Annotated in this window: 18 protein-coding genes, 2 tRNA genes and 1 pseudogene; 13 read left to right on the top strand and 8 right to left on the bottom strand. The window is 73.5% G+C overall.

Annotation, left to right across the window (positions count from 1 at the left end; genetic code table 11):
* Positions 1-14 precede the first annotated feature (14 nt).
* From AC1UE5_RS06080 to AC1UE5_RS06065, 4 genes are all read left to right on the top strand, one after another.
* Positions 15-302, top strand: coding sequence for a Zn-ribbon domain-containing OB-fold protein (locus AC1UE5_RS06080; RefSeq protein WP_482921185.1), 288 nt, complete (start codon positions 15-17; stop codon positions 300-302).
* Positions 290-1,417, top strand: a complete 1,128-nt coding sequence (locus AC1UE5_RS06075) for an acetyl-CoA acetyltransferase (RefSeq protein WP_482921184.1) — start codon at positions 290-292, stop codon at positions 1,415-1,417. The genes AC1UE5_RS06080 and AC1UE5_RS06075 overlap by 13 nt, the downstream gene beginning before the upstream one ends.
* A 218-nt stretch (positions 1,418-1,635) precedes the next feature.
* Positions 1,636-2,028 carry a hypothetical protein gene (locus AC1UE5_RS06070; RefSeq protein WP_482921183.1) on the top strand — a complete coding sequence of 131 codons (393 nt, stop codon included), beginning with the start codon at positions 1,636-1,638 and terminating at the stop codon, positions 2,026-2,028.
* The gene (locus AC1UE5_RS06065) at positions 2,029-2,514 is read left to right on the top strand and encodes an SDR family oxidoreductase (RefSeq protein ID WP_482921182.1); all 486 of its coding nucleotides are present in this window, start codon (positions 2,029-2,031) and stop codon (positions 2,512-2,514) included.
* Here AC1UE5_RS06065 and AC1UE5_RS06060 read toward each other — a convergent pair.
* From AC1UE5_RS06060 to AC1UE5_RS06045, 4 genes are read right to left on the bottom strand one after another with little or no spacing between them, the layout of a single operon-like run.
* The gene (locus tag AC1UE5_RS06060; RefSeq protein ID WP_482921181.1) at positions 2,511-3,125 is read right to left on the bottom strand and encodes an NUDIX hydrolase; all 615 of its coding nucleotides are present in this window, start codon (positions 3,123-3,125) and stop codon (positions 2,511-2,513) included. The two genes, AC1UE5_RS06065 and AC1UE5_RS06060, sit on opposite strands and share 4 nt — an antisense overlap.
* Positions 3,091-3,510 carry an OsmC family protein gene (locus AC1UE5_RS06055; RefSeq protein ID WP_482921180.1) on the bottom strand — a complete coding sequence of 140 codons (420 nt, stop codon included), beginning with the start codon at positions 3,508-3,510 and terminating at the stop codon, positions 3,091-3,093. The genes AC1UE5_RS06060 and AC1UE5_RS06055 overlap by 35 nt, the downstream gene beginning before the upstream one ends.
* A gap of 29 nt (positions 3,511-3,539) precedes the next feature.
* The gene (locus AC1UE5_RS06050; protein WP_482921179.1) at positions 3,540-4,784 is read right to left on the bottom strand and encodes a DUF1015 domain-containing protein; all 1,245 of its coding nucleotides are present in this window, start codon (positions 4,782-4,784) and stop codon (positions 3,540-3,542) included.
* A 16-nt stretch (positions 4,785-4,800) separates the two neighbouring features.
* On the bottom strand, positions 4,801-5,382 hold the full coding sequence (locus AC1UE5_RS06045) for a CAP domain-containing protein (RefSeq protein ID WP_482921178.1): 582 nt from the start codon (positions 5,380-5,382) through the stop codon (positions 4,801-4,803).
* A gap of 115 nt (positions 5,383-5,497) precedes the next feature.
* On the opposite strand from AC1UE5_RS06045, the pseudogene AC1UE5_RS06040 reads away from it, so the two are divergent.
* A pseudogene (locus AC1UE5_RS06040) lies at positions 5,498-6,169 on the top strand (mechanosensitive ion channel domain-containing protein); the annotation flags it as partial.
* 278 nt (positions 6,170-6,447) lie between these two features.
* Here the strand turns inward: AC1UE5_RS06040 and AC1UE5_RS06035 are convergent.
* A tRNA-Pro gene (locus AC1UE5_RS06035) sits at positions 6,448-6,522 on the bottom strand.
* Between the two features lie 118 nt (positions 6,523-6,640).
* Between AC1UE5_RS06035 and AC1UE5_RS06030 the strand changes: the two genes are divergently transcribed.
* The gene (locus tag AC1UE5_RS06030; RefSeq protein ID WP_482921177.1) at positions 6,641-9,778 is read left to right on the top strand and encodes an OmpA family protein; all 3,138 of its coding nucleotides are present in this window, start codon (positions 6,641-6,643) and stop codon (positions 9,776-9,778) included.
* Between the two features lie 207 nt (positions 9,779-9,985).
* Positions 9,986-13,402: an OmpA family protein gene (locus tag AC1UE5_RS06025; RefSeq protein ID WP_482921176.1), complete on the top strand. Its 3,417-nt coding sequence runs from the start codon at positions 9,986-9,988 to the stop codon at positions 13,400-13,402.
* A 3-nt stretch (positions 13,403-13,405) separates the two neighbouring features.
* Here the strand turns inward: AC1UE5_RS06025 and AC1UE5_RS06020 are convergent, their stop codons facing one another.
* Together AC1UE5_RS06020 and AC1UE5_RS06015 are read right to left on the bottom strand one after the other, a co-directional pair.
* Positions 13,406-13,936, bottom strand: a complete 531-nt coding sequence (locus AC1UE5_RS06020) for a methyltransferase family protein (RefSeq protein ID WP_482921175.1) — start codon at positions 13,934-13,936, stop codon at positions 13,406-13,408.
* Positions 13,933-14,703, bottom strand: a complete 771-nt coding sequence (locus AC1UE5_RS06015) for a hypothetical protein (RefSeq protein ID WP_482921174.1) — start codon at positions 14,701-14,703, stop codon at positions 13,933-13,935. The genes AC1UE5_RS06020 and AC1UE5_RS06015 overlap by 4 nt, the downstream gene beginning before the upstream one ends.
* A gap of 79 nt (positions 14,704-14,782) precedes the next feature.
* On the opposite strand from AC1UE5_RS06015, the gene AC1UE5_RS06010 reads away from it, so the two are divergent.
* The 3 genes from AC1UE5_RS06010 to AC1UE5_RS06000 all read left to right on the top strand — a co-directional run bounded on the left by AC1UE5_RS06010 (position 14,783) and on the right by AC1UE5_RS06000 (position 17,981).
* Entirely contained in the window at positions 14,783-16,312 is a 1,530-nt protein-coding gene (locus AC1UE5_RS06010; protein WP_482921173.1) for a gluconokinase, read from the top strand.
* A gap of 218 nt (positions 16,313-16,530) precedes the next feature.
* Positions 16,531-17,205, top strand: a complete 675-nt coding sequence (locus AC1UE5_RS06005; RefSeq protein WP_482921172.1) for a zinc metallopeptidase — start codon at positions 16,531-16,533, stop codon at positions 17,203-17,205.
* Between the two features lie 140 nt (positions 17,206-17,345).
* Positions 17,346-17,981 (top strand): TetR/AcrR family transcriptional regulator, encoded by a 636-nt coding sequence (locus tag AC1UE5_RS06000; RefSeq protein WP_482921171.1) that lies wholly within the window; start codon positions 17,346-17,348, stop codon positions 17,979-17,981.
* On the opposite strand, the gene AC1UE5_RS05995 is transcribed toward AC1UE5_RS06000, so the two are convergent.
* Positions 17,978-18,583 (bottom strand): TetR/AcrR family transcriptional regulator, encoded by a 606-nt coding sequence (locus tag AC1UE5_RS05995; protein WP_482921170.1) that lies wholly within the window; start codon positions 18,581-18,583, stop codon positions 17,978-17,980. The two genes, AC1UE5_RS06000 and AC1UE5_RS05995, sit on opposite strands and share 4 nt — an antisense overlap.
* A gap of 109 nt (positions 18,584-18,692) precedes the next feature.
* On the opposite strand from AC1UE5_RS05995, the gene AC1UE5_RS05990 reads away from it, so the two are divergent.
* The 3 genes from AC1UE5_RS05990 (at position 18,693) to AC1UE5_RS05980 (ending at position 20,191) form a co-directional block, all read left to right on the top strand.
* A complete protein-coding gene (locus AC1UE5_RS05990) occupies positions 18,693-19,838 on the top strand; it encodes an acyl-CoA dehydrogenase family protein (protein ID WP_482921169.1) in 1,146 nt (381 codons plus the stop codon).
* 59 nt (positions 19,839-19,897) lie between these two features.
* A tRNA-Arg gene (locus AC1UE5_RS05985) sits at positions 19,898-19,971 on the top strand.
* A 52-nt stretch (positions 19,972-20,023) separates the two neighbouring features.
* Positions 20,024-20,191: a hypothetical protein gene (locus AC1UE5_RS05980; RefSeq protein ID WP_482921168.1), complete on the top strand. Its 168-nt coding sequence runs from the start codon at positions 20,024-20,026 to the stop codon at positions 20,189-20,191.
* The last annotated feature ends 8 nt before the right edge of the window (positions 20,192-20,199 follow it).

The following is a 20,199-nucleotide window of genomic DNA, read 5'->3' as shown; positions in this document are numbered from 1 at the left end:
TAGGCTCTCGCGCGATGGACGCTCCCTCGCCTCTCCACTACCAGCGGTGCGGCAACTGCGGCGCCGCCGTGCACCCGCCGCGGCTCCTCTGCCCCGTCGACGGCGGGCGGAACCTGACGTGGCACCAGAGCGCCGGGCGCGGCACCGTGTACTCGCAGACGACCGTGCACGGGCGGGAGGGGGCGCACGGGCTGTGCCTGGTCGACCTGGAGGAAGGCTACCGGGTGATGGCCGCCGGGGCGCCCCCGATCGGCACGAACGTGACCCTGCGCATCGAGAGCGGGCGGCTGTGCGCGGAGTAGCGGCGATCGCCGGCATCGGCGAGTCCGACACGTTCGACGCCACCGGCACCGACCTGACGCCGCTCGACCTGATCGCGCAGGCGACCGCGCACGCGCTCGACGACGCCGGGCTCACGCTCGCCGACGTCGACGGGCTCGCGACCGCGTCGGCGTACTTCGGCATGCCGGGCCTCAACGTCGCCGAGCACCTCGGCATCCGTCCGCGGTGGAGCGACGCGAACAACCTCGGCGGCGCGTCGTTCCTCGCCCACGTCCACCACGCGGCGGCGGCGATCCACGCGGGCCTCGCGGAGGTCGTGCTCGTCGTCTACGGATCGACGCAGCGCAAGGACGGCGGGCGCCTGAAGTCGATCGCGGAGAGCTTCCCGTACGAGCAGGACTACGCGCCGCGCTACCCGATCTCCCAGTTCGCGCTGGCCGCGCACCGGCACATGCACGAGTTCGGGACCACTCGGGAGCAGCTCGCGCAGGTCGCCGTCGCCGCCCGCGCGTGGGCGCGCGAGCCGCAGAACGCGAAGGCGTTCGCGCGCGAGCCGCTCACCGTCGACGACGTGCTGAACGCGCGGATGATCTCCGAGCCGCTCACGAAGCTCGACGCGTGCCTGGTCACCGACGGCGGCGGCGCGCTCATCGTCACCTCGACCGAGCGGGCCAAGACGCTCCGCCGGCCGCCCGCGGTCGTCCTCGGGGCGGGCGAGGCGCACTGGCACCGCAACATCAGCCAGATGCCCGACCTCACCACCACGGCGGCCAAGGACTCCGGCGCGCGCGCCTACGCGATGGCGCGCCTGACGCCCGCGGACGTCGAGGTCGTCGAGCTCTACGACGCGTTCACGATCACGCCGATCCTCTTCCTCGAGGACCTCGGCTTCTGCCCGAAGGGCGAGGGCGGCCCGTTCGTCGCCGACGGCCGCACCGCCCCCGGCGGCACGCTGCCGGTCAACACCAACGGCGGCGGCCTGAGCTACTGCCACCCGGGCATGTACGGGATCTTCCTCCTCACCGAGGCGGTGCGGCAGATCCGCGCCGGCCGCGACGTCGCGCTGTGCCACGGCAACGGCGCGGTGCTGAGCGCGCAGGCGACGGTGATCCTGGGCTCCGCCGGCACCCTGTAGGTCGTTTGGCCGACATCCGGAGCGTCGGCGCCGCCCGGACGGGAGGTTCGCGGTGGGATGAGACCGATCTGACACTGACCCGCAGCGCGCGTGCGCGTAGCGTGCGCCGCGCACACCCAGCACACGCCGGGGGCGTCGTCGGCCAGACCAGGAGCCACACCTGTCAACGGTCCGGCGGCGCCCCCGGGGTCCGCTCGCGCCCGTAGTCTCTGCGCGACATGGGCGGAGAGGTGTTCGTGTGGGTGATGGTCGGCGTGTTCGCCGCGCTCCTCGTCCTCATCGTGCTGCTCGGGCTCTTCTATCCCGGCAGCGGCGCCGACCAGCTGGACTGGCGCCCGACCCGTTCGCCCGAGACCGAGGCCCAGAACGAGATCGACGACGTGACGCAGATGCTCGAAGCGACGAACGCCAAGCGCACCGCCCGCGGCCTCCCGGCCCTGAGCGAGCGCGACGTCCACGCGCGGCTGGAGGAGGACGACGCGCTACGCGCCGCCCTGCGCGGAACCGGCGAGGACGCCGAGCTCGCGGAGGAGCGCCGGCAGCTGGAGGAGGCGCGCGAGGCGCGCCGGCGGATGCGCGAGGAGCGCCAGCAGCGCGAGGGCAACGCGTAGATGCGGCTGCTCGTGCTCGGCGGGTCGAGCGCCCGCGCGGTCGAGCTGGCGCGCGCGTACACCGCGGAGGGCCACGCGGTCCGCGCCGTCACGCGCGACGAGGCCAACCGTGAGCGGCTGGAGGCCGCCGGCGCCGAGTGCTGGATCGGCGACCCGAACGTCGTCGGCACGCTCCGCTACGCGCTCGACAACGTCACGCTCCTGCTCCACCTGCTCGGCTCGTCGCCCGACGCCGACCTGCACGGCTCGCGCCTGGAGATGCTGCTGGAGCGCACGATCGACACGACCGTGCGCGGCGTCGTCTACGAGGAGAACCGGGCCCACCCACCCAACGCGGGCGGGCGCGCGACGCTGGAGCGCATCGCGACGTTCAACGAGATCCCGCACCGGGTCGTCCAGCGCAACGACCCGGCGTGGCAGGCGAGCGTCCGCGCGCACGTCGACGCGCTGCTGGCGGGCAACCGCCGCCTCAACCGCGCGTTCTAGCCGGCGGCGGCCGCGGCCGGGTGGTCCAGCCGCTCGAGCAGGTCGCCGAGGATGCGCGCGGTCGCGCCCCAGATGAGGTCGTCGCCCACGACGTACGTGTCGGTGCGGAACGGCACGCCCCGCCGCATCAGCCGCCGCCGCGAGTAGCCCGCGCGCAGCGCCGGGAGCGAGAGCTCCAGCACCGAGTGGACCTCGTCGGCCGACAGCGTCCACTCCAGCCCCGGCTCGATCAGCCCGACGAAGGGGTAGACGGCGTAGCCGGTCGCGATGGTCGGGGTCGGCTGGAGCGCGCCGACGACCTCGACCGCGTCGGGCGGCAGGCCGATCTCCTCGTGCGCCTCGCGCAGCGCGGTGAAGGTGAGGTCGACGTCGGTCGGGTCCTCACGGCCGCCGGGGAACGAGATCTCGCCGGGATGGCGGCGCAGGTCGTCGCGGCGCTTGGTGAAGACGGCGTGCACGTCGCCGGCCTCGTCGACGTAGAGAGGCACGAGCACGGCCGCGTCGGTGCGGCCGTGGACGTCGAGCGCGGACGCGGCGGCAGGCTCGAGGAGGACGCGGCGCAGGGCCGCGGCCAGCTCAGCTCGCGGCGCTGAGCTGGGTGCGCTCGACACGCTCGTGGAACATGACCTCGCCGTCGAGCGTGCGGTGGACCGGGCACTTGGCCGCGATCACCTTCAGGCGCTCGAGCTGCTCGTCGGACGCATCGGCCGGCAGGCGCAGGACGAGGTCGAAGCGGGTGGGGCAGCCGCGCTCGGCCGGGGTGTAGGAGCACTCGACCTCGACGTACCCGAGATCCCACCCCTTGCGCTGGGCGTACATCTCCATCGTCACCGCCGTACACGAGGCGAGCGACGCCGCGAGCAGCTCCTGCGGGCTGGGGGCGGAGTCGTCGCCGCCGTGGTCGGCCGGCTCGTCGACGCTGAGGTGGTGGCCCCGGACGTCGACCATGTGGCGGTAGGTCCCGGTGCGCCGTGCGACTGCCTTCATCTGCCCCATAGGGCCATCGTAGCCCGCTTCCGGGACGCTCAGGTCAACGGGTTGAACACCAGTCCGGTCGGGACCTTGGGGTAGAAGTAGGTCGACTTCGGCGGCATCGACACGCCGGTCGCCGCGACCTCGCGGACCTGCTCGACCGGCGTCGGCCGCAGGAGGAAGGCGACGTCGAACGCCCCGCGCTCGACGAGCTCCACCGCCTGGCGCGCGTCGCGGGCGTAGCCGAAGTCGTGCAGGTGCGAGATGTCGTCGTCCGTCAGCTCCAGCGGGCCCTTGAGGAGGAGCGCCTCCAGCACCGCGGTGTCGAGCCGCTGCAGCGCCGGCGGGGCGTCGGGGAGCACCTGTGCGGCGCGCGCCTGGTCCTTGAGCGTGAGGCGGAACGGCTTCTTGAAGTGCGCGTCGAGGTAGCCGAGCTGGAGCGGGCCGTCGCCCGGCGGCGGCGCGAGGTCGGCGGTCGAGGGGAGCTCCTCGACCTCGAAGTCGGCCCGGAGGGCCTCGGCGAGCGCCTCATAGCGCGGCAGGCCCCGGCCGGTCGCGAGGCGGTGCGTGGGGAAGACCGTCAGCCCCGGGTCCTCGAGCGCGACGAGGCACATGAGCACCCAGCCTGCCGCCTCGGTCCCCGCTTCCTCCGCGTACACGCGCGCGGTCTCGTACCGGTGGTGGCCGTCGGCGATCAGGAGCTCGGCGTCCGCGACGGCGGCGGTGACCGCGTCGAGCGCCGCCGGATCGGTCACGCGCCAGAGGCGGTTCACCGTGCCGTCGGCGTCCCGCGTGGTGCCGAACGGCGCCTCGGCCGTGAACGGCGCGAGCGCGCCCCACGCCGCGCCCGCCGGGTCGCTGTAGAGGCTGAAGATGGGGGAGAGGTTCGCCCGTGTCGCGCGCGTGAGGCGCAGCCGGTCCTCCTTCGGGCCGGGGTGCGTGCGCTCGTGCGGGCGGATGCGGCCCGGGCCGTACTCGGTCACGCGGACCGCGGCGAAGAAGCCGCTGCGGGTGCGGAGCTGCCCGTCCGGCCCGGTGTACTCCTGCGTGATCGCCCAGATCGCCGGGGCGTCGTCGCGCACGAGCACGCCCTCGTCCTGCCACCGCGCGAACGTCGCCGCCGAGTCGTCGTAGCGCTCGTCCTGCGGGAGGTCGATCTCGACGACGTTGTGCGCCGAGCGCGCGAGGAGCGCCGCGCGCTGCTCGGCGTCGATGACGTCGTAGGGAGGCGCGACGACCGCGTCGAGGTCGACGTCGGGCGCGTAGTGGATCGCGTGGAGGGGCCGGATCTCCGCCATGCGGCGGACCCTACCCCTAGCCCTTCGCGCCGAACTCGGTGGTGTAGGTCGCGCCGTCGTCCTGGCCGGGCGCGCCGAGCGCCACGCCGACGCCGATCTCGCGGTACGCGGCCTGGAGGATGTTCGCGCGGTGACCCGGCGAGTTCATCCAGCTGTTGACGATCTCGACGGGAGAGCCGAGGTCGCCGGTGCCCCACGCGAGGTTCTCGCCGAAGCGGTACGAGCGGCCGCCCTTGAGGTAGCCGGACGCCTTGATGCGCGTCGTCACCGTCGAGCCGCCGGGCGAGACGTGCGCGAAGAAGTCCTGCGCGACCATCTGCTTGGAGTACTTCGCCGCCGCGCCCGCGAGCTTGCCGTTGGAGCGCAGCTTGACCAGCCCGCGCGAGGTGCGCTCGCGGTTGAGCAGGCACAGGACGGTGTCCTCGAGCGTGTCGACCGAGGCCTCGCCCGGCGCGGACGCGGCGGCCGGGCACGCGGTGACGGCGGCGGCGCGGGCGGTCGGGTTGAGCGGCTTGGCCTGCGCGGCGGGCGCGCCGGCGGCGATGACCGCCGCGGCGGCGGCGAGCGAGAGGACGATGCGGTGACGGCGATCCTGCATGGCCCTCCTCAACTCGGGCCGCCGCCTGCCGACCTTGCTGGGCTGAGGACCCGTCTGGACGTCTGTCCGGGGGGGCATCGGACATCCGGCCAAACGCGTTTACACGGAGCGCGGGATGTGTGCGGGCCGACACAGCACCGTTTGGCTCGTTGTGCGGCGTCAAGGACAACGCGGGATGCGTTTCCTCAAGCCTCCGACCCCGAAGGCGCCGCTCGCGAACGTCCGCCACCTCGACCGCCAGGCCGCGCTGGAGGGCGCCAAGCGCGCCCGCCGCAAGCTCGCCGCCCTGGCCCCGCTCCTCGCCGCCGTGCTCGTCGCGTACCGCTGGCGGGTCGAGCTGTTCGGCGTCGACGAGCCGATCCGGATCGCCACCGCCGTCGTGCTGGTGATCATCGGCTGGGCGTTCGCGCGGCAGCTCGGCGGGCTGCTGCGGCCGCGTCTCGACCGGCTCGATCCCAACGTCGCGGGCGTGGCCGGCTTCTTCATCCGGCTCGTCACCGTGCTCGTGATGCTCCTCGTCTCGCTGCGCATCGCGGGGCTGGAGCTCGGGACGCTGGCGCTCGGCGCCTCGTTCACCGCGGTCGTGTTCGGGCTCGCCGCCCAGCAGACGATCGGCAACCTCCTCGCGGGCATCGTGCTCCTCTCCGCGCGCCCGTTCACCGTCGGCGACCGCGTGCGCTTCGCGGGCGCGGGCATCGAGGTCGAGGGCGTCGTCGAGCAGCAGGGCCTCCTGTACGTCAGCGTCCGCGACGGCAGCGACCCGGTGATGATCCCCAACGCGTCGGTGCTCAACATCTCGATCCGGCCGATCCGCGAGCCGGATGCCGTCGACCTGCGCGCGCGGCTCCCGCACGACATCGACCCGACCGAGGTCGAGGAGCGCGTCGGCGAGGCGCTCTCGGTCCCGACGCGGCAGGACCTGCACGTGGAGCTGGAGGAGTTCGACGGCGGTGACGTCGTCGTCCGCCTGCGTGCGGTTCCGGTCGATCCCCAGCAGGGCGGCGCGCTCGCGCGAGAGGTCCTGCGTGCCGTCGCGGAGATCGCCCCGGACCAGCGGGGCGACGATCGGGACGGCCGGATTCGAACCGGCGGCCTCCGCGTCCCAAACGCGGCGCTCTAACCAGGCTGAGCTACGTCCCGTTGCGCCGTACAGCCTGACAGGCGCGCGCGGACACGTCGTGAACGGCGTGGTTCGAGCCCGCGCGATGCGTCCAGGGGACATAAAGCGTGCTCCTGATGCACCGACAACCGGCACATCATGCTCTCGCTCCCGACGCGCCGTGCTGCGCGCTTCGCCGCGGCCGGCCTCGGAGCCCTCGCCGCGCTGACCCTCTCGTCCGTCGCCGCGCAGGCCCAGCAGCCGGTCCCGACCGGCAACGGCATGCTCGCCTTCACCGAGAAGTCGGGCTCGACCAACATGTCGTACGTCATCTGGCCCGACGGCACGCATCAGCGCGAGGCCAACACCGACAACGACTTCGACCGCGGCATCGTCGGCGGCTGGTCGCCCGACGGGCACACGCTGCTCGTCCTCGACACGTACATGGGCGACCAGGTCAACCAGCTGTACCAGGGCGACGGCTCCTACGGCTGGTCGATGATGGATGACGACTACGCCGCGATCGGCGAGATGGGGAACGGCGACTTCAGCCCGAACCAGTCGATCCGCGTCTGGGGGAGCACGAACGGCCTGCGCACCCAGTCGGGCCCGAGCCCCGCGCAGTTCGTCTCGAACACCGAGGCGCGCGACCCGCAGTGGGCCAACAACGACCGTCTGATCTGGACCTCGCCCACCGAGGGCGTCATGGCGATCGACGACGCGTCGTCGAGCACGACGGTCCGCACGCTCGTGGCCGGCACCGGCTTCGAGCACGCGACGATCTCGGTCGACGGCACGAAGGTCGCCTACTCCGAGCACGACGGCACGAGCTGGAACGTCCGCGTCGCGACCGTCGACGGCGGCATGCCGCCGGCGAACCTCGAGACGGGCACCGACGGCAGCGACGAGCGCTACGCCACGATGTCGCCGGACGGCACGCAGGTCGCGTTCGTCTCGAACCGGTCCAGCAAGCCCGCGATCTGGATCGCGCCGGTCGACGGCTCCACCGCCGCGAAGATGGTCCCGAACACCGAGCGCGCCGGCACGGCCGACTTCGCCGGCCTCTCGTGGCAGCCGGGCCTGAAGCCGACGATGCTGCCCACGCGGTTCCAGGACTACCCGACCTACAAGGTCGGCGACAAGCTGTACGCCAGCTACGGCGGCCACATGGAGGCCACGCCGAGCTACGAGGTGGCCTACAAGTGGGAGATGTGCAGCATCCGGCGCAGCGACGCCGGCCAGTGCTACGACACCGGGCAGACCGGCTCCTCCTACACGTTCACCGAGGCGGACCGCGGCTTCAAGATCAAGTACACGCGGACGACGACGAACGCGCTCGGCAGCGCGTCGACGAGCATCGTCTCCGACTGGTACGGCGACCCGCCGGCCACCACGACGGGGCGCCCGACGCTGGTCGCGCCGACCGGGCCGATCGGCGGCACGACCGTGAAGGTCGAGTGGACCGGCGCCGAGCCCGGCGGCTGGTTCGTCTGCTCCACCGACTACCGCGTGACGTGGAAGGAGTGCGAGTCCGGGATGGAGCTGACCGGGCTCAAGCACGGCTACTCGTTCCTCTACGTCATGCAGAAGAACGACTGGGGGATGGGCGGCGCCGAGCTGTACGTCGAGATCTACTCCGACCAGCAGAAGCCGTACGCGCCGAACATCTGGAACTACCCCAACTACTGGACCGGCCCGACGATGGACGGCAAGTTCGAGTGGGGCGGCGAGGGCAAGCCCGAGAACCGTTTCGAGTGCCAGGAGGACGACGGCGCCTGGAAGGCGTGCGCCACCCCGCACACGATGAGCGTCACGACCGAGGGCCAGCACACGTTCCGCGTCCGCGAGATCGACGCCGTGGGCAACGTGAGCGACGTCGCGTCGCGCAGCTGGACGGCGACCAAGCCGCCGGCGCCCGCCGTGCCGCCCGCAGCGCCGACGCTGGTCAGCGGCCCGCCCGCGCTCACCAAGTCGACCGACGTCTCGATCGACTTCACCGGCGCGGACCCCGCGGGGACCGGCTACTCGTGCCGCCTCAACGGCGGCGCGTGGGGCGGCGCGTGCGGCCCGGCGTGGACGCGGTCGAGCATGGCGCCCGGCACGCACACGTTCGAGGTGCGCCAGCTCGGGGCCACCGGCCTCGAGGGTGAGATCCTGAAGGTCACGTGGACCGTCGACACGACGGCGCCCACGGCCCCGGTCATCACCGGCAAGCCGCCGACGACCGCGACGAGCGGCACCGCGACCTTCACGTTCACGACCGAGGCGGGCGCCACCGCCGAGTGCCAGCTCGACAGCGGCGCGTGGCTGCCGTGCAGCTCGCCGCACGAGGTGACCGGCCTGGCGTCCGGCTCGCACCGGATGGTCATCCGCCAGACCGACGCGGCGGGCAACGTCAGCGGCAACCGCACGGCCAACTGGTCGGTCAACCTCCCGTCCGGGATGGTGGCCGAGCCCACCGTCGAGGCGCCGCAGCCGCAGGTCGCGACGCCCGCGGGCACGACCGCGGCGGCGACGCCGAAGGCCGCGCCCGCCACCCCGGCGGCCGCCGCCAAGCCGAAGCTCACGGCCGACCTCGGCGCCACCGGCGCGGCCGGCGGCTCGGGCTCGGGCTCCGGCTCCGGTGGTGCGACGGCCGCGATCACGGTCTCCGGCAGCGCGCTCGACGTCGGCTGCTCGGCGCCGGGCGTCACGCTCTCGTCCTGCACGGTGAGCCTGTACGCGGCGGCCGCCACCGGCGCGACCGCCCGCGCGGCGGCAGCGACCAAGGTCCTCGTCGGGCGCGGGACGTACCGCCGCACCGGCGGCGGCGGGAAGCTCTCGGTCGATGTCGAGCTCAACGCGACGGGCCGCGCCCTCCTGCGCCGCTCGCCCGCGGGCCTGAAGGTCTCGGTGGCGATCACCGGCAAGCCCGTGTCCGGCGCGGCCCTGAAGGCCACGAGCACCGCCACGCTGATGCCCAAGCGCGTCAGCGCGACGGTCGGCGGCTTCGCGGTCGACCACGCCGAGCTGCCCGCCGCGGCGCGGCGCCAGCTGCGCACGCTCGCGCGGCAGGTCCGGGGGACGGCCGTGACGGTTCGCGTCGCCGGCCACACGGACGGCTCGACCACCGACTCCGCCTACCTCAAGCGCCTCGGCGCGCGGCGGGCGCGGACGGTCGCGGCCTACCTGCGCGCGCACGGCGTGCGCGCCAAGGCGACCGTCGTGTCGCGCGGCGCGCAGGCGCCGCGGGCGACGAACGCGACGACGGCGGGCCGCGCGCTCAACCGCCGCGTCGAGCTGCGCATCGAGCGCTAGGGCGCCGAGAGCATCGGCCGGACGTCCAGAGGGCTCGACAGCATTCTGGACGTCCGGTCAACGCTCCATAAAGCGGAGCCCCGACCCTCCGACCACCGGGACATCATGTTCCCTGCAAGGACGCGCCACGCAGCGCGTATCACCGCGGCTGCGGTCGGTGGCGTTCTCGCCGCAGGCCTCACCCTCCCCGGCGGCGCCGCCGCCCAGATGTACAAGGCCAACGACAACGGCGTCCTCGCCTACTCGACCACGGACCGGATCGCGCACACGATCTTCGTGAACGGCCAGAACGACAGCGTCGTCTCGACCTTCGACAGCCCGCTGGGCGTCCCCGGCGAGGTCGGCGGCTGGAGCGTCGACGGCAACCGCCTGCTCGTCGTCAACAAGCCGACCTCGAACAGCAGCGAGCTGCGGGACGTCAACCCGTGGACCCAGGCGCAGGTCGCCCGCGTCGACGAGGCGTTCGGGATCTTCGGGCCGTCGATGTCGCCGGACGGCACCGCCTACGCCTACGGCTCCGCGACCGGCGTGAAGCTGCACAAGAGCGGCGAGGGCACGACGGACCTGTGGCCCAACGCGGACGGCTCCGAGGGCACGGCGTGGTCCAGCGAGGACCACCTGCTCGTCGGCCTCAACGGGCCGATGGGCATCTACCGGTTCCTCCAGCCGCTGGACGGCAGCACCACGGGCGACAACTGGGTCATGTCCGACGACCCGACGTTCCCGCTGTCGCCGTCGATCTCCCGCGACGGCCAGCGCGCCGCGTACGCCGCGCTCGGGATCAGCGAGACCGGCCCGACGACCGACGTCTTCTGGCTGAAGGCGGACGGCAGCGAGAGCCCCGTGCGGCTCGAGCCGGGGACCACCGACGGCTCCAACGAGGACCTCGCGACGATCGCGCCGGACGGCTCCAAGGTCGCGTTCGTCTCCGACCGGCTGGGCGACGGCTACTTCGCGATCTACACGATCGACCTGCCGACGGCGGAGAACCCGAACCCCGACCAGACGGCCCACATCGTTCCCAACACGACCACGACCAAGGCCTACACCGGCCTGTCGTGGCAGCCGGCGGACGTGCCGTACCTGGCCGAGGGCTCGATCACGACCTCGCCCGAGATCGGCAACACGATCAAGCAGGACCCCGCGTTCGACATGCCGACCGCCCCGGTCACCACGCAGTGGCAGTGGCAGCGCTGCACGAACGTCGTGGGCACGCCGAACAACTACACGAGCGGCGACTGCGTCGACATGAACGGCGAGACCGGCGAGGGCTACAAGCTGCTCCCCGGCGACGTCGGCGCGCAGTTCCGCGTCGTCCGCAAGGTGACCAACGGCGCCGGCACGGACACGCAGGCCTCGGAGATCACCGAGCCGGCCTACGTTCCCGACAGCACCCCGCCGGGCGTCCCGACCATCGACACCAAGCCCGCCGCGCGGTCCAACACGCTGAGCCCCACGTTCACGTGGACCGGCGCCGAGGCCGGCGGCACGTACCTGTGCTCGCTCGACGGCGCGTCGTTCACCACGTGCACCTCGGGCTCGACGTTCAACGTCGTCGGCGAGGGCCCGCACACGTTCCGCGTCAAGCAGCGTGACGACGCGCTCAACACCGGCGACCCCGCCGAGCACACGTGGAACGTCGACGTCACCACGCCGTCCACGCCGAACGTGACCGCCCAGCCGGCCGCCGTGACGAAGTCGACGGCCGCCACGATCGAGTTCACCGGCGACGAGGTCGACGGGACGTTCGAGTGCCGCGTCGGCAAGGAGCTGTGGGAGGCGTGCACCTCCCCGGTCACGCTCACCGAGCTGCCCGAGGGCGCGAAGTCCTACTCGATCCGCCAGGTCGACGCCGCCGGCAACGTCAGCGACCTCCCGGCGCTCGTCGAGTGGACCGTCGACACGACGCCGCCGCTGGCGCCGACGTTCGGGACCAACGACCCGGCCGTCTACACGGTCAGCCACGACCGCGCGTTCACCGGCGAGGCCGACGGCACGTACGAGTGCCAGCTCGACGACAGCGCGTGGGAGGCCTGCACGTCCGCGGAGACCCTGACCGGGTACACGTCGGGCCCGCACACGTTCCGCGTGCGCCAGACCGACGCCGCCGGCAACACCGGCCCGGCCGGTGAGGACACGTTCACCGCGTACGTCGACGGCCCGGCCGCGCCCACCCTGCAGCACAAGCCGGCGGAGTTCACGAAGCTCACCGACGCCTCGTTCAGCTGGTACGACAACGGCGGCGTCCTGACCGCGTCGTTCGAGTGCCGGCTCGACGCGGGCGCCTGGGAGGCGTGCACGTCCGGTAAGACGTTCAACGGCCTGACCGAGGCGAAGCACACCTTCGAGGTGCGCGCCATCGGCACGAACGCGGTCGCGGGCACGCCCACCAAGCACGAGTGGACGGTCGACACGCACGCCCCGGCCAAGCCGGTCCTGACGAACCTGCCGCCGGCCCAGACGACGGACCCGGCCCTGAACGTCGGCCTCACGGTCGAGGCAGGGGCGATCCTGAAGTGCCGCATCGACGGCAACACCAACGCCAACGGCGCGTGGGCGTACTGCGGCGCGGACCTGCTCAAGTTCCCGAGCTTCCCGCTGGGCAAGCACACGTTCGAGATCCTGCAGGTCGACAAGGCCGGCAACGAGTCCGAGCCCGCGTCGTTCGCGTGGGAGGTCGTCGAGAAGCTCGCCGAGCCCGAGACCCCGGCGCAGCCCGAGACGCCGGCCAAGCCGGAGACCCCGGTCACGCCGGTCGTCCCGCAGACCCCGGCTGTCGAGACCCCGGTCGTCGCCGAGACGCCGAAGGCCACGACGACGACGACGCCGAAGACCGAGACCGTCACCCCGGCGACGGCGGCCAAGCCGAAGCTCACCGCCCTCATCGGCGGCACCGGCAACGGCGGGTCCGGCACGAGCGGCACCGGCAACGGCAACGGCAACGGCACGAGCTCGGCCGCCACGATCACCGTCAAGAACGACGGCGTCGGCGTCGGCTGCTCGATCACCGGCACGGTCCTCACCTCGTGCACGGTCGACCTGTACGCCGCCGCGCCGGCGACGGGCGCGACCGCGCGCGCCGCGGCCGCCAAGCAGGTGCTCGTCGGCACCGGCACGTACCGCAAGGCCGACGGCTCGAAGAAGCTCGAGGTCGACGTCACCCTCAACGCCACCGGCCGCGCGCTCATGCGCAAGTCGCCGGACGGCCTGAAGGTGTCGGTCAAGATCACGGGCACGCCGGTCAAGGGCGAGAAGCTCGAGGCCACGGGCGTCGCGACGCTGGTCCGCCAGCGCGTGGCGGCCACGGTCGGCGGCTTCGCGGTCGACCGGGCGACGCTGACGCCGGCCGCCAAGCGGCAGCTGGTCAAGCTCGCCCGCCAGGTCCGCGGCACCGCGGTCGCGATCCGCGTCGTCGGCCACACCGACGGCTCGACGACCGACTCGGACTACCTGAAGCGGCTCGGCGCGCGCCGGGCCCGGACGGTGGCCGCGTTCCTCCGCGCCCACGGCGTGAAGGCGAAGGCGACGCTCGTGTCGCGCGGCTCCGCGCAGCCGCGGGCCACGAACAGCACGAAGGCCGGCCGCGCGCTCAACCGCCGCGTGGAGCTGCGGATCGACCGCTAGCGGTCAGCCCGCATCACCCGGGTGCCACGGCCTGCGTCGTGGCACCCACCCCGGCACGGCCGCGCGGTACTCCTCGTACGCGCGGCCGTGCCGCGTTCTGAGGCGGGGCTCCTCGTAGACGCGGTGGAGCGTCGCCATCGCCCCGACGTAGACGGCGGCCGCGACGAGGAGGATCGGCTGCCTGAGCAGCAGGCCCTCGCCCGCGATCGTCGCCGCGGTCGCGACGTAGATCGGGTTGCGGACGTGGCGGTACGCGCCGGCGACGACGAGGTGCTGCGCGGGCGCGGCGGGGGAGGGGGTCCCGAGCCCGTGCCGCGCGAACTGCGCGAAGGCGTGGACGAGCGTCGCCAGGCCGGCGGCGACGAGCAGCGCGCCGAGGACGCGCAGCGGGACGGCCGTGGGCCCGTCGCCGATGGTGAAGCCGCCGGTGAGCAGCGCGGGGCCGACGCCCGCCTCCAGGCCGGGGCCTGCGAGGAAGAAGAGCGCGGAGCCGATCGTCGCGGCGCGGCGGGCGCGGTGCGCGTCGGCGCTCATGCGCCCGGCGGGGTCTCGTCGCGGGCCATGAGGACGACGGCGAGCTCCTCGGCGCGCTCGGGAGGCAGGACGGACGTGAGGCGGATCTCCTCGTCCGTGGCCGTGCGGAGGACGAGCGCGTCGCCGCTGGTCGACGCGTCCGCGATGTCCGCGCGCGCGAGCTGCCACTCGTGGTCGTGCGCGCGGCGCACGGCGCCGCTGTAGAGGAGCAGGCGGCGGTCGGTCAGCGCGAGCAGGCCCTCGAAGCCCAGCTCGGCGAGCGCCAGCCGCTCGACCCGCTCGCCCGGCTGCAGGCGGTCGACGAGCGCCTCGATCGCCAGCCCGTGCCCGTACGCGAGCGTCCGCCCGAGCTTGCGGCGGGCCAGCTCCCGCAGCTCCTCGACGGTCGTGTCGGGCTGGCCATGGCCGGGCCGGTCGCGGAGGAACGCGGTCAGCGCCGCGAGCTCCTCGTTGGGGCCGACGAAGCTCAGCTCGATCAGCGTGCCGCCGGCGAACGTCAGGTCGATGCGGCTCGGCCCGCTGCGCTCCTCGGCGAGGTCGCTCCAGGGCAGGCGCAGCTCCTCGCCGCGTCCGAGCCGGGGCTTGCGCGCGAGGTGGAGGTGGTCGGGGGTCGCGGCGGCGAGCCAGCCGCGCATGCGCCACATCCCGCCGATCACCGCGACGAGCTCCTCGCCCTCGCTGGCGGCCGCGAGCAGCCGGACGGCGCGCGCCGAGCCGACGCGCACCATGCCGAGCCGCCGCTCGATCTCCTGAAGCCGGTCGCTCACGCTGGCGGGCAACAGTAGCCCGCGCGGGTGCGCGCGCCCTCCGCGAATCCTCCACGCCGCGGCGGGTAGGGTCGCCCGAGTGGCAGACGTCGTGATCGGGGTCGACATCGGGACGACGAGCGCCAAGGCGGTCGCGTTCGACGCCGAGTGCACCGCGCACGCCGAGGGCCACCACGGCTACACGCTCAGCTCGCCCGCGCCCGGGCGGGAGGAGCAGGACGCACGCGAGGTCCTCGACGCGACGCTCGCGGCCACGCGGGACTGCGTCGCGGCGGCGCGCGACCAGGGCCTCCGCGTCGCGGGCCTCTCGTTCTCGTCCGCCATGCACTCGCTGATCGGGCTGGACGCCGACGGCGCGCCCGTCACGCCGATCGTCACCTGGGCCGACGCGCGCGCGTCCGAGCTCGCCACCGCCCTCCGCGCCGCGCCGGAGGGCCTCGCGATGCACCGCCGCACCGGGACGCCGATCCACCCGATGGCGCCGCTGCTCAAGCTGCGCTGGTTCGCCGACGAGGCGCCGGACGTGGCGGGGCGCGTCGCGCGCTGGGCGGGGGTGAAGGAGCTGGCGCTGCTCCGGCTGACCGGCGAGCTGGTGATGGACCACTCGATCGCGTCGGGCAGCGGCCTCTTCAACCTGGCCGAGGAGACGTGGGACGCGGGCGCGCTGGAGTACGCGCGGATCGACGCGGCGCGGCTCCCGCGGCCGGTGCCGACGACGGAGGTGCTGCGGCTGTCGCCGGCGGGCGCCGAGGCGGTCGGGCTGGAGGCCGGGACGCCGGTGGTCGCGGGCGCGGGGGACGGGCCGCTCGCGAACCTCGGGCTCGGGGCGATCCGCCCGGGCACGGTCGCGTGCTCGATCGGGACGTCGGGCGCGCTGCGGGTCGCCGTCGACCGGCCGCTGGTCGACCGCCGCGGGCGCGTGTTCTGCTACGTCCTCGCGCCCGGCCGGTACACCGTCGGCGGCGCGATCAACAACGGCGGGATCGTCCTCGAGTGGCTCGGCCAGACCGTCGCGCCCGACATCGGCGACGACCCCGACGCGCTGCTCGCGCTGGCGTCCGAGGCGCCACCGGGGTCGGACGGGCTGCTGTTCCTCCCGTACCTGCTGGGCGAGCGGGCGCCGCACTGGCGCGCGGGCGCGCGTGGGGTGTGGCTGGGGCTGACGCGCGAGCACGAGCGGCCGCACCTGCTGCGCAGCGCGATCGAGGGCGTGTGCTTCCAGATGGCGCTCGTGCTGGGCGCGATGGATGACGCGGGCGCGCGCGTGCAGGAGGTGCGCGCGACCGGCGGCTTCAGCCGCAGCCCGCTGTGGCGGCGGTTGCTCGCCTCGGCGTTCGGGCGGCCGATCGGGTTCGCCGCCAACCCGGAGGGCTCGGCGCTCGGCGCGGCGCTGCTGGGGATGACTGCGCTCGGGCTCCTCGACGATCTCGACCAGGCGGCCGAGCTCGTGCGGGTGACCGACGCGCAGGAGCCCGGCCCCGCCGAGGCCGAGATCTACGCGCGGCTGCTGCCGGTGTTCGACTCGGCGTCCGAGGCGTCGTCGGCGCAGTTCGACGCGCTCGCCGAGGTCATGGCGGAGCCGCGCGTCGGCGCCGCCGCGCGTCCTTGACCTTCCCTTTAGCCGGCGTCGTACGCTGATCGGCGAAGGGAAGTATCCCGAAGGCCGGATCCCCGTCAGCACGGCGCCCACGCGGCGCCCGGGACCGGCAGCCCCCCGCGCGGAGGGCCGGAGAAACCTTCGACTGCTCGTCCAACGATCAGCCGGAGGTAGTTCCGACCTTGACCGCCACCCCTCTCCATACCGACACCATCGAGGTGAACTGAGGCATGTCCGACCTGGGCCTGCTCGTCGTGCTCTCCGGCCTTCCGCTGCTGTTCGGCCTGTGGGCGCAGTGGAAGGTGAAGAGCACCTTCTCCAAGTACTCGCAGATCCGCCCCGCGAACGGGATGACGGGCGCTGAGGCGGCCGCGGCCGTGCTGCGCTCGTCGGGGCTCCCGGACCTGCAGATCCGGCCGGTCGCGGGGCGCCTGAGCGACCACTACGACCCGCGCTCGCGCACGCTGAACCTGTCGGCCGACGTCGGCCAGGCGTCGTCGCTGGCGGCGCTGGGCGTGGCGGCGCACGAGGCCGGCCATGCGATCCAGGACGCCCGCGGGTACGCGCCGATGCGCGTCCGCCAGTCGCTGGTCCCGGCCGCGATGGTCGGCCAGTCGCTGTGGTTCCTGCCGGTGCTGATCGGCCTGTTCCTCAACATGACCGGCCTCGTGATGGTCGGCCTCGTCCTCTTCGCGGCGATCGTGCTCTTCCAGCTCGTGACGCTGCCGGTGGAGTTCGACGCCTCCAAGCGGGCGCTGGTCGCGCTCGAGGGGCAGGGCCTGCTCGTCGGTGACGAGGTCGTGGGCGCCAGGAAGGTGCTCAACGCCGCGGCGCTCACGTACGTCGCGGGCTTCGTCGCCGCGCTGGGCCAGCTCGTCTACTTCTTCCTCATCTCGAGGGACTAGCGGAGGGCTTCGCCGGCTTGGTCCGGCACTTCTGGGACCGGACGACGTTCGTCCGGGTGGGGGAGGCCGCGGCGGGAACGCTCGGCCAGATCTCCCACCCGGCTGCGGGTGGTACACGACTCGCCTATCGTGTACCACCCGTGTCCGGTCCGGTCCTCGATCTCCTCGCGCGCGCGTTCGATCCCGCGCGGCCCGCGCCGCCGGAGGACGCCACGAGCGAGCGCATCCTCGACGGCGCGCTGGCGGTCGCCGCCGCGTCCGGCGTGCGGCACCTGACGATGGACGAGGTCGCGCGCCGCGCGGGCGTCGGGCGGATGACCGTCTACCGGCGGTTCGGCGACCGCGAGTCGCTGGTCGACGCGCTGACGGTGCGCGAGGCGCGCCGCGGGCTGGCGGCGCTGGACGCCGCGGCGCCGGTCGATGCGCCGATCGCCGAGCAGATCGCGGCGGGCTTCGTCGAGTCGCTGCGCATCGCGCGGGAGCACCCGCTGCTCAACCGGCTCGCGCAGGTCGAGCCCGACGCGGTGCTCGAGGCGCTGCGCGGGGACGGGGGAGCGGTGCTCGCGATGGCGCGGATGTTCGTCGCGGCGCGGCTGCGGGCGGCGCAGGAGGCCGGCGTGCTCGCGCGCGACCGCGACGCCGAGGCGGCCGCCGAGCTGCTCGTGCGGCTGATGTTCTCCTTCGTGCTGGTGCAGGACACGGCGCTGCCGATCGATGACGAGGCGGCGGCGCGGGCGCTGGCAGAGCGGCTCGTCGTGCCGCTCGTGACGGGCTAGAGCCGCTCGAACCGCGCGGCGAGCACGGCGCGGGCGAACGGCCACTGGTCGGCGTTCCGGCCCTCGCCGGGGTTCACCGTGTCCAGCAGTGCGAGGCCGCGGATCGTCGAGACCGCCATCTCGAGCATCGGCGCGAAGCCCGGCCGGTCGGCCAGGTCGGGGAAGAGGTCGCGCGCGAGGTTGCGGGTCTGCCGGTCGAGCATGCGCTCGACCTCGACCAGCCGCGCGCGCAGCTCGGGGTCGGTGCGGCCGGCGGCCCACAGGTCGAGCGCGGCCTGGAAGAGCGGGCTGGCGTAGCTGGCCCACAGCAGGTCGAGCGCGCGCTCGCGGCCCTCGCGGCCGGGCGGCAGGTCGACCGCCTCGCGCTCGAGCTCCTCGCCCCGGCGCCGGGCCAGCCGCTCCACCGCGGCGGCGAAGAGCGCCGCGCGGGTCTGGAAGTGGTGCAGGTGCGCGCCCCGGCTCAGCCCCGCGCGCTCGGACACCTTCGCGGTCGTCGTGCCCGCGTACCCGTACTCGATCAGGCACTCGATCGTCGCGTCGAGCAGCGCGGCGCGCGTCGTCGCGCTGCGGTCGGCCTGGGTGCGTCGCTCGGAGGTCGCCACGGGCGGCGCGGATGCTAGCGATGTGAACTTGCGTTCACGAACGAATGTTTTTTCGCTAGGGTGCGGCGGCGCCGTTGCTGCGCCCAGGGTTCGACTGAGGGAGAGGGACATGCCGGTACTGGAGATGACCGACGAGCGGCAGGCGTTCGTCGAGGCGATCCGCGACTTCTGCAAGCGGGAGGTCGGGACGCGGGAGCAGCGTGACGCGCTCACCGATCGCGGCCGGCACCCGCACAACAGCGACCTGTACAAGAAGATGGCCGACCTCGGCTGGCTCGGGATCGCGATCCCGGAGGAGTACGGCGGCAGCGGCGGCGGCCTCGTCGACATGTGCCTCTTCCTGGAGGAGACGTCGAAGGGCCTCGCGCCGGTCGGCGGCTACGGCGTGACGTCGATCGTCGCCGGCGCGTACGAGCGGTTCGGCACCGAGGAGCAGAAGGAGCTGATCCTCTCCGGCGTCGTCGCGGGCAACGTCGAGGCGATCGCGATGTCCGAGCCCGAGGCCGGCTCCGACGTCGGCTCGCTCAAGTGCCGGGCCGAGCGCAAGAACGGCTCGTACGTCCTCAACGGCCAGAAGACGTGGATCTCCGAGGCGCACCTCGCCGAGCGCATCCTCGTCGTCTGCCGCACCGACGCCAGCGGCCCGAAGCACAACGGCCTGTCGATGATCTCGGTGCCGACCGACGCGCCGGGCCTGGAGATCCGCCCGATCGAGACGATGGGCGGCGAGGTCGTCAACGACGTCTTCCTCACGGACGTCGAGGTCCCGGCCGAGAACCTCCTCGGCACCGAGAACGCCGGCTGGGTCCAGCTCATGGCGGGCCTCAACGTCGAGCGCCTCATCCTCGCGGCGCTCATGCTCGGCACCGCGCAGCGCGCGTTCGACGACCTCCTGCAGTACGTCAAGGAGCGCCAGCAGTTCGGCCGCCCGATCGGCTCGTTCCAGGCGCTGCGCCACCGCATCGCGGACCTCGCCACCGAGATCGAGTGCTGCCGCCTGCTCACCTACGAGGTCGCGTCGAACGTCGACAAGAACCCGGGCGCGATGTTCCCGCGCGAGGCGTCGATGGCCAAGCTCAAGGTCACCGAGACCGCCAAGAAGGTCACGCTCGAGGGCATGCAGATGATGGGCGGCTACGGCTACGCCTCCGAGTACGACATGGAGTACCTGGTGCGCCAGACGCTCGTCTCGACGATCTACGGCGGCACCTCCGAGATCCAGCGCGAGATCATCGGCAAGACCCTCGGCCTGTAGCGACCGCGGGCGGCGGGGAGAGGGAGCCGCCTGGGCGCAGGCCATACTTCCTCTCTCACGCCCCCGTAGCTCAGCTGGATAGAGCGCCCGCCTTCTAAGCGGGATGTCGCAGGTTCGAGTCCTGCCGGGGGTGCTCACGCCGCCGGGTGCGAGAGCGAGCCGCGCCGTTCGGGCATCCCGGACGGATGACGCCCTCGCTCGCCATCGTCTTCCTGCTCTTCGCCGCGCTCGCCGTCGCCGCCGTGATCATCCGCCGCCGCGCGCCGCGGCGTGTCCCGCGCTACGTGCCGAGGGAGTGGACCCGCGCGTGGGAGGAGGAGCAGGCGCGGCGCGGGGAGCGCGAGCTGTCGTGACGTGCGGG

The organism is Parviterribacter multiflagellatus, from assembly GCF_056863265.1.
The sequence above is the reverse complement of the archived record's forward strand: the minus strand, read 5'-3'. Positions and strand labels throughout refer to the sequence as shown.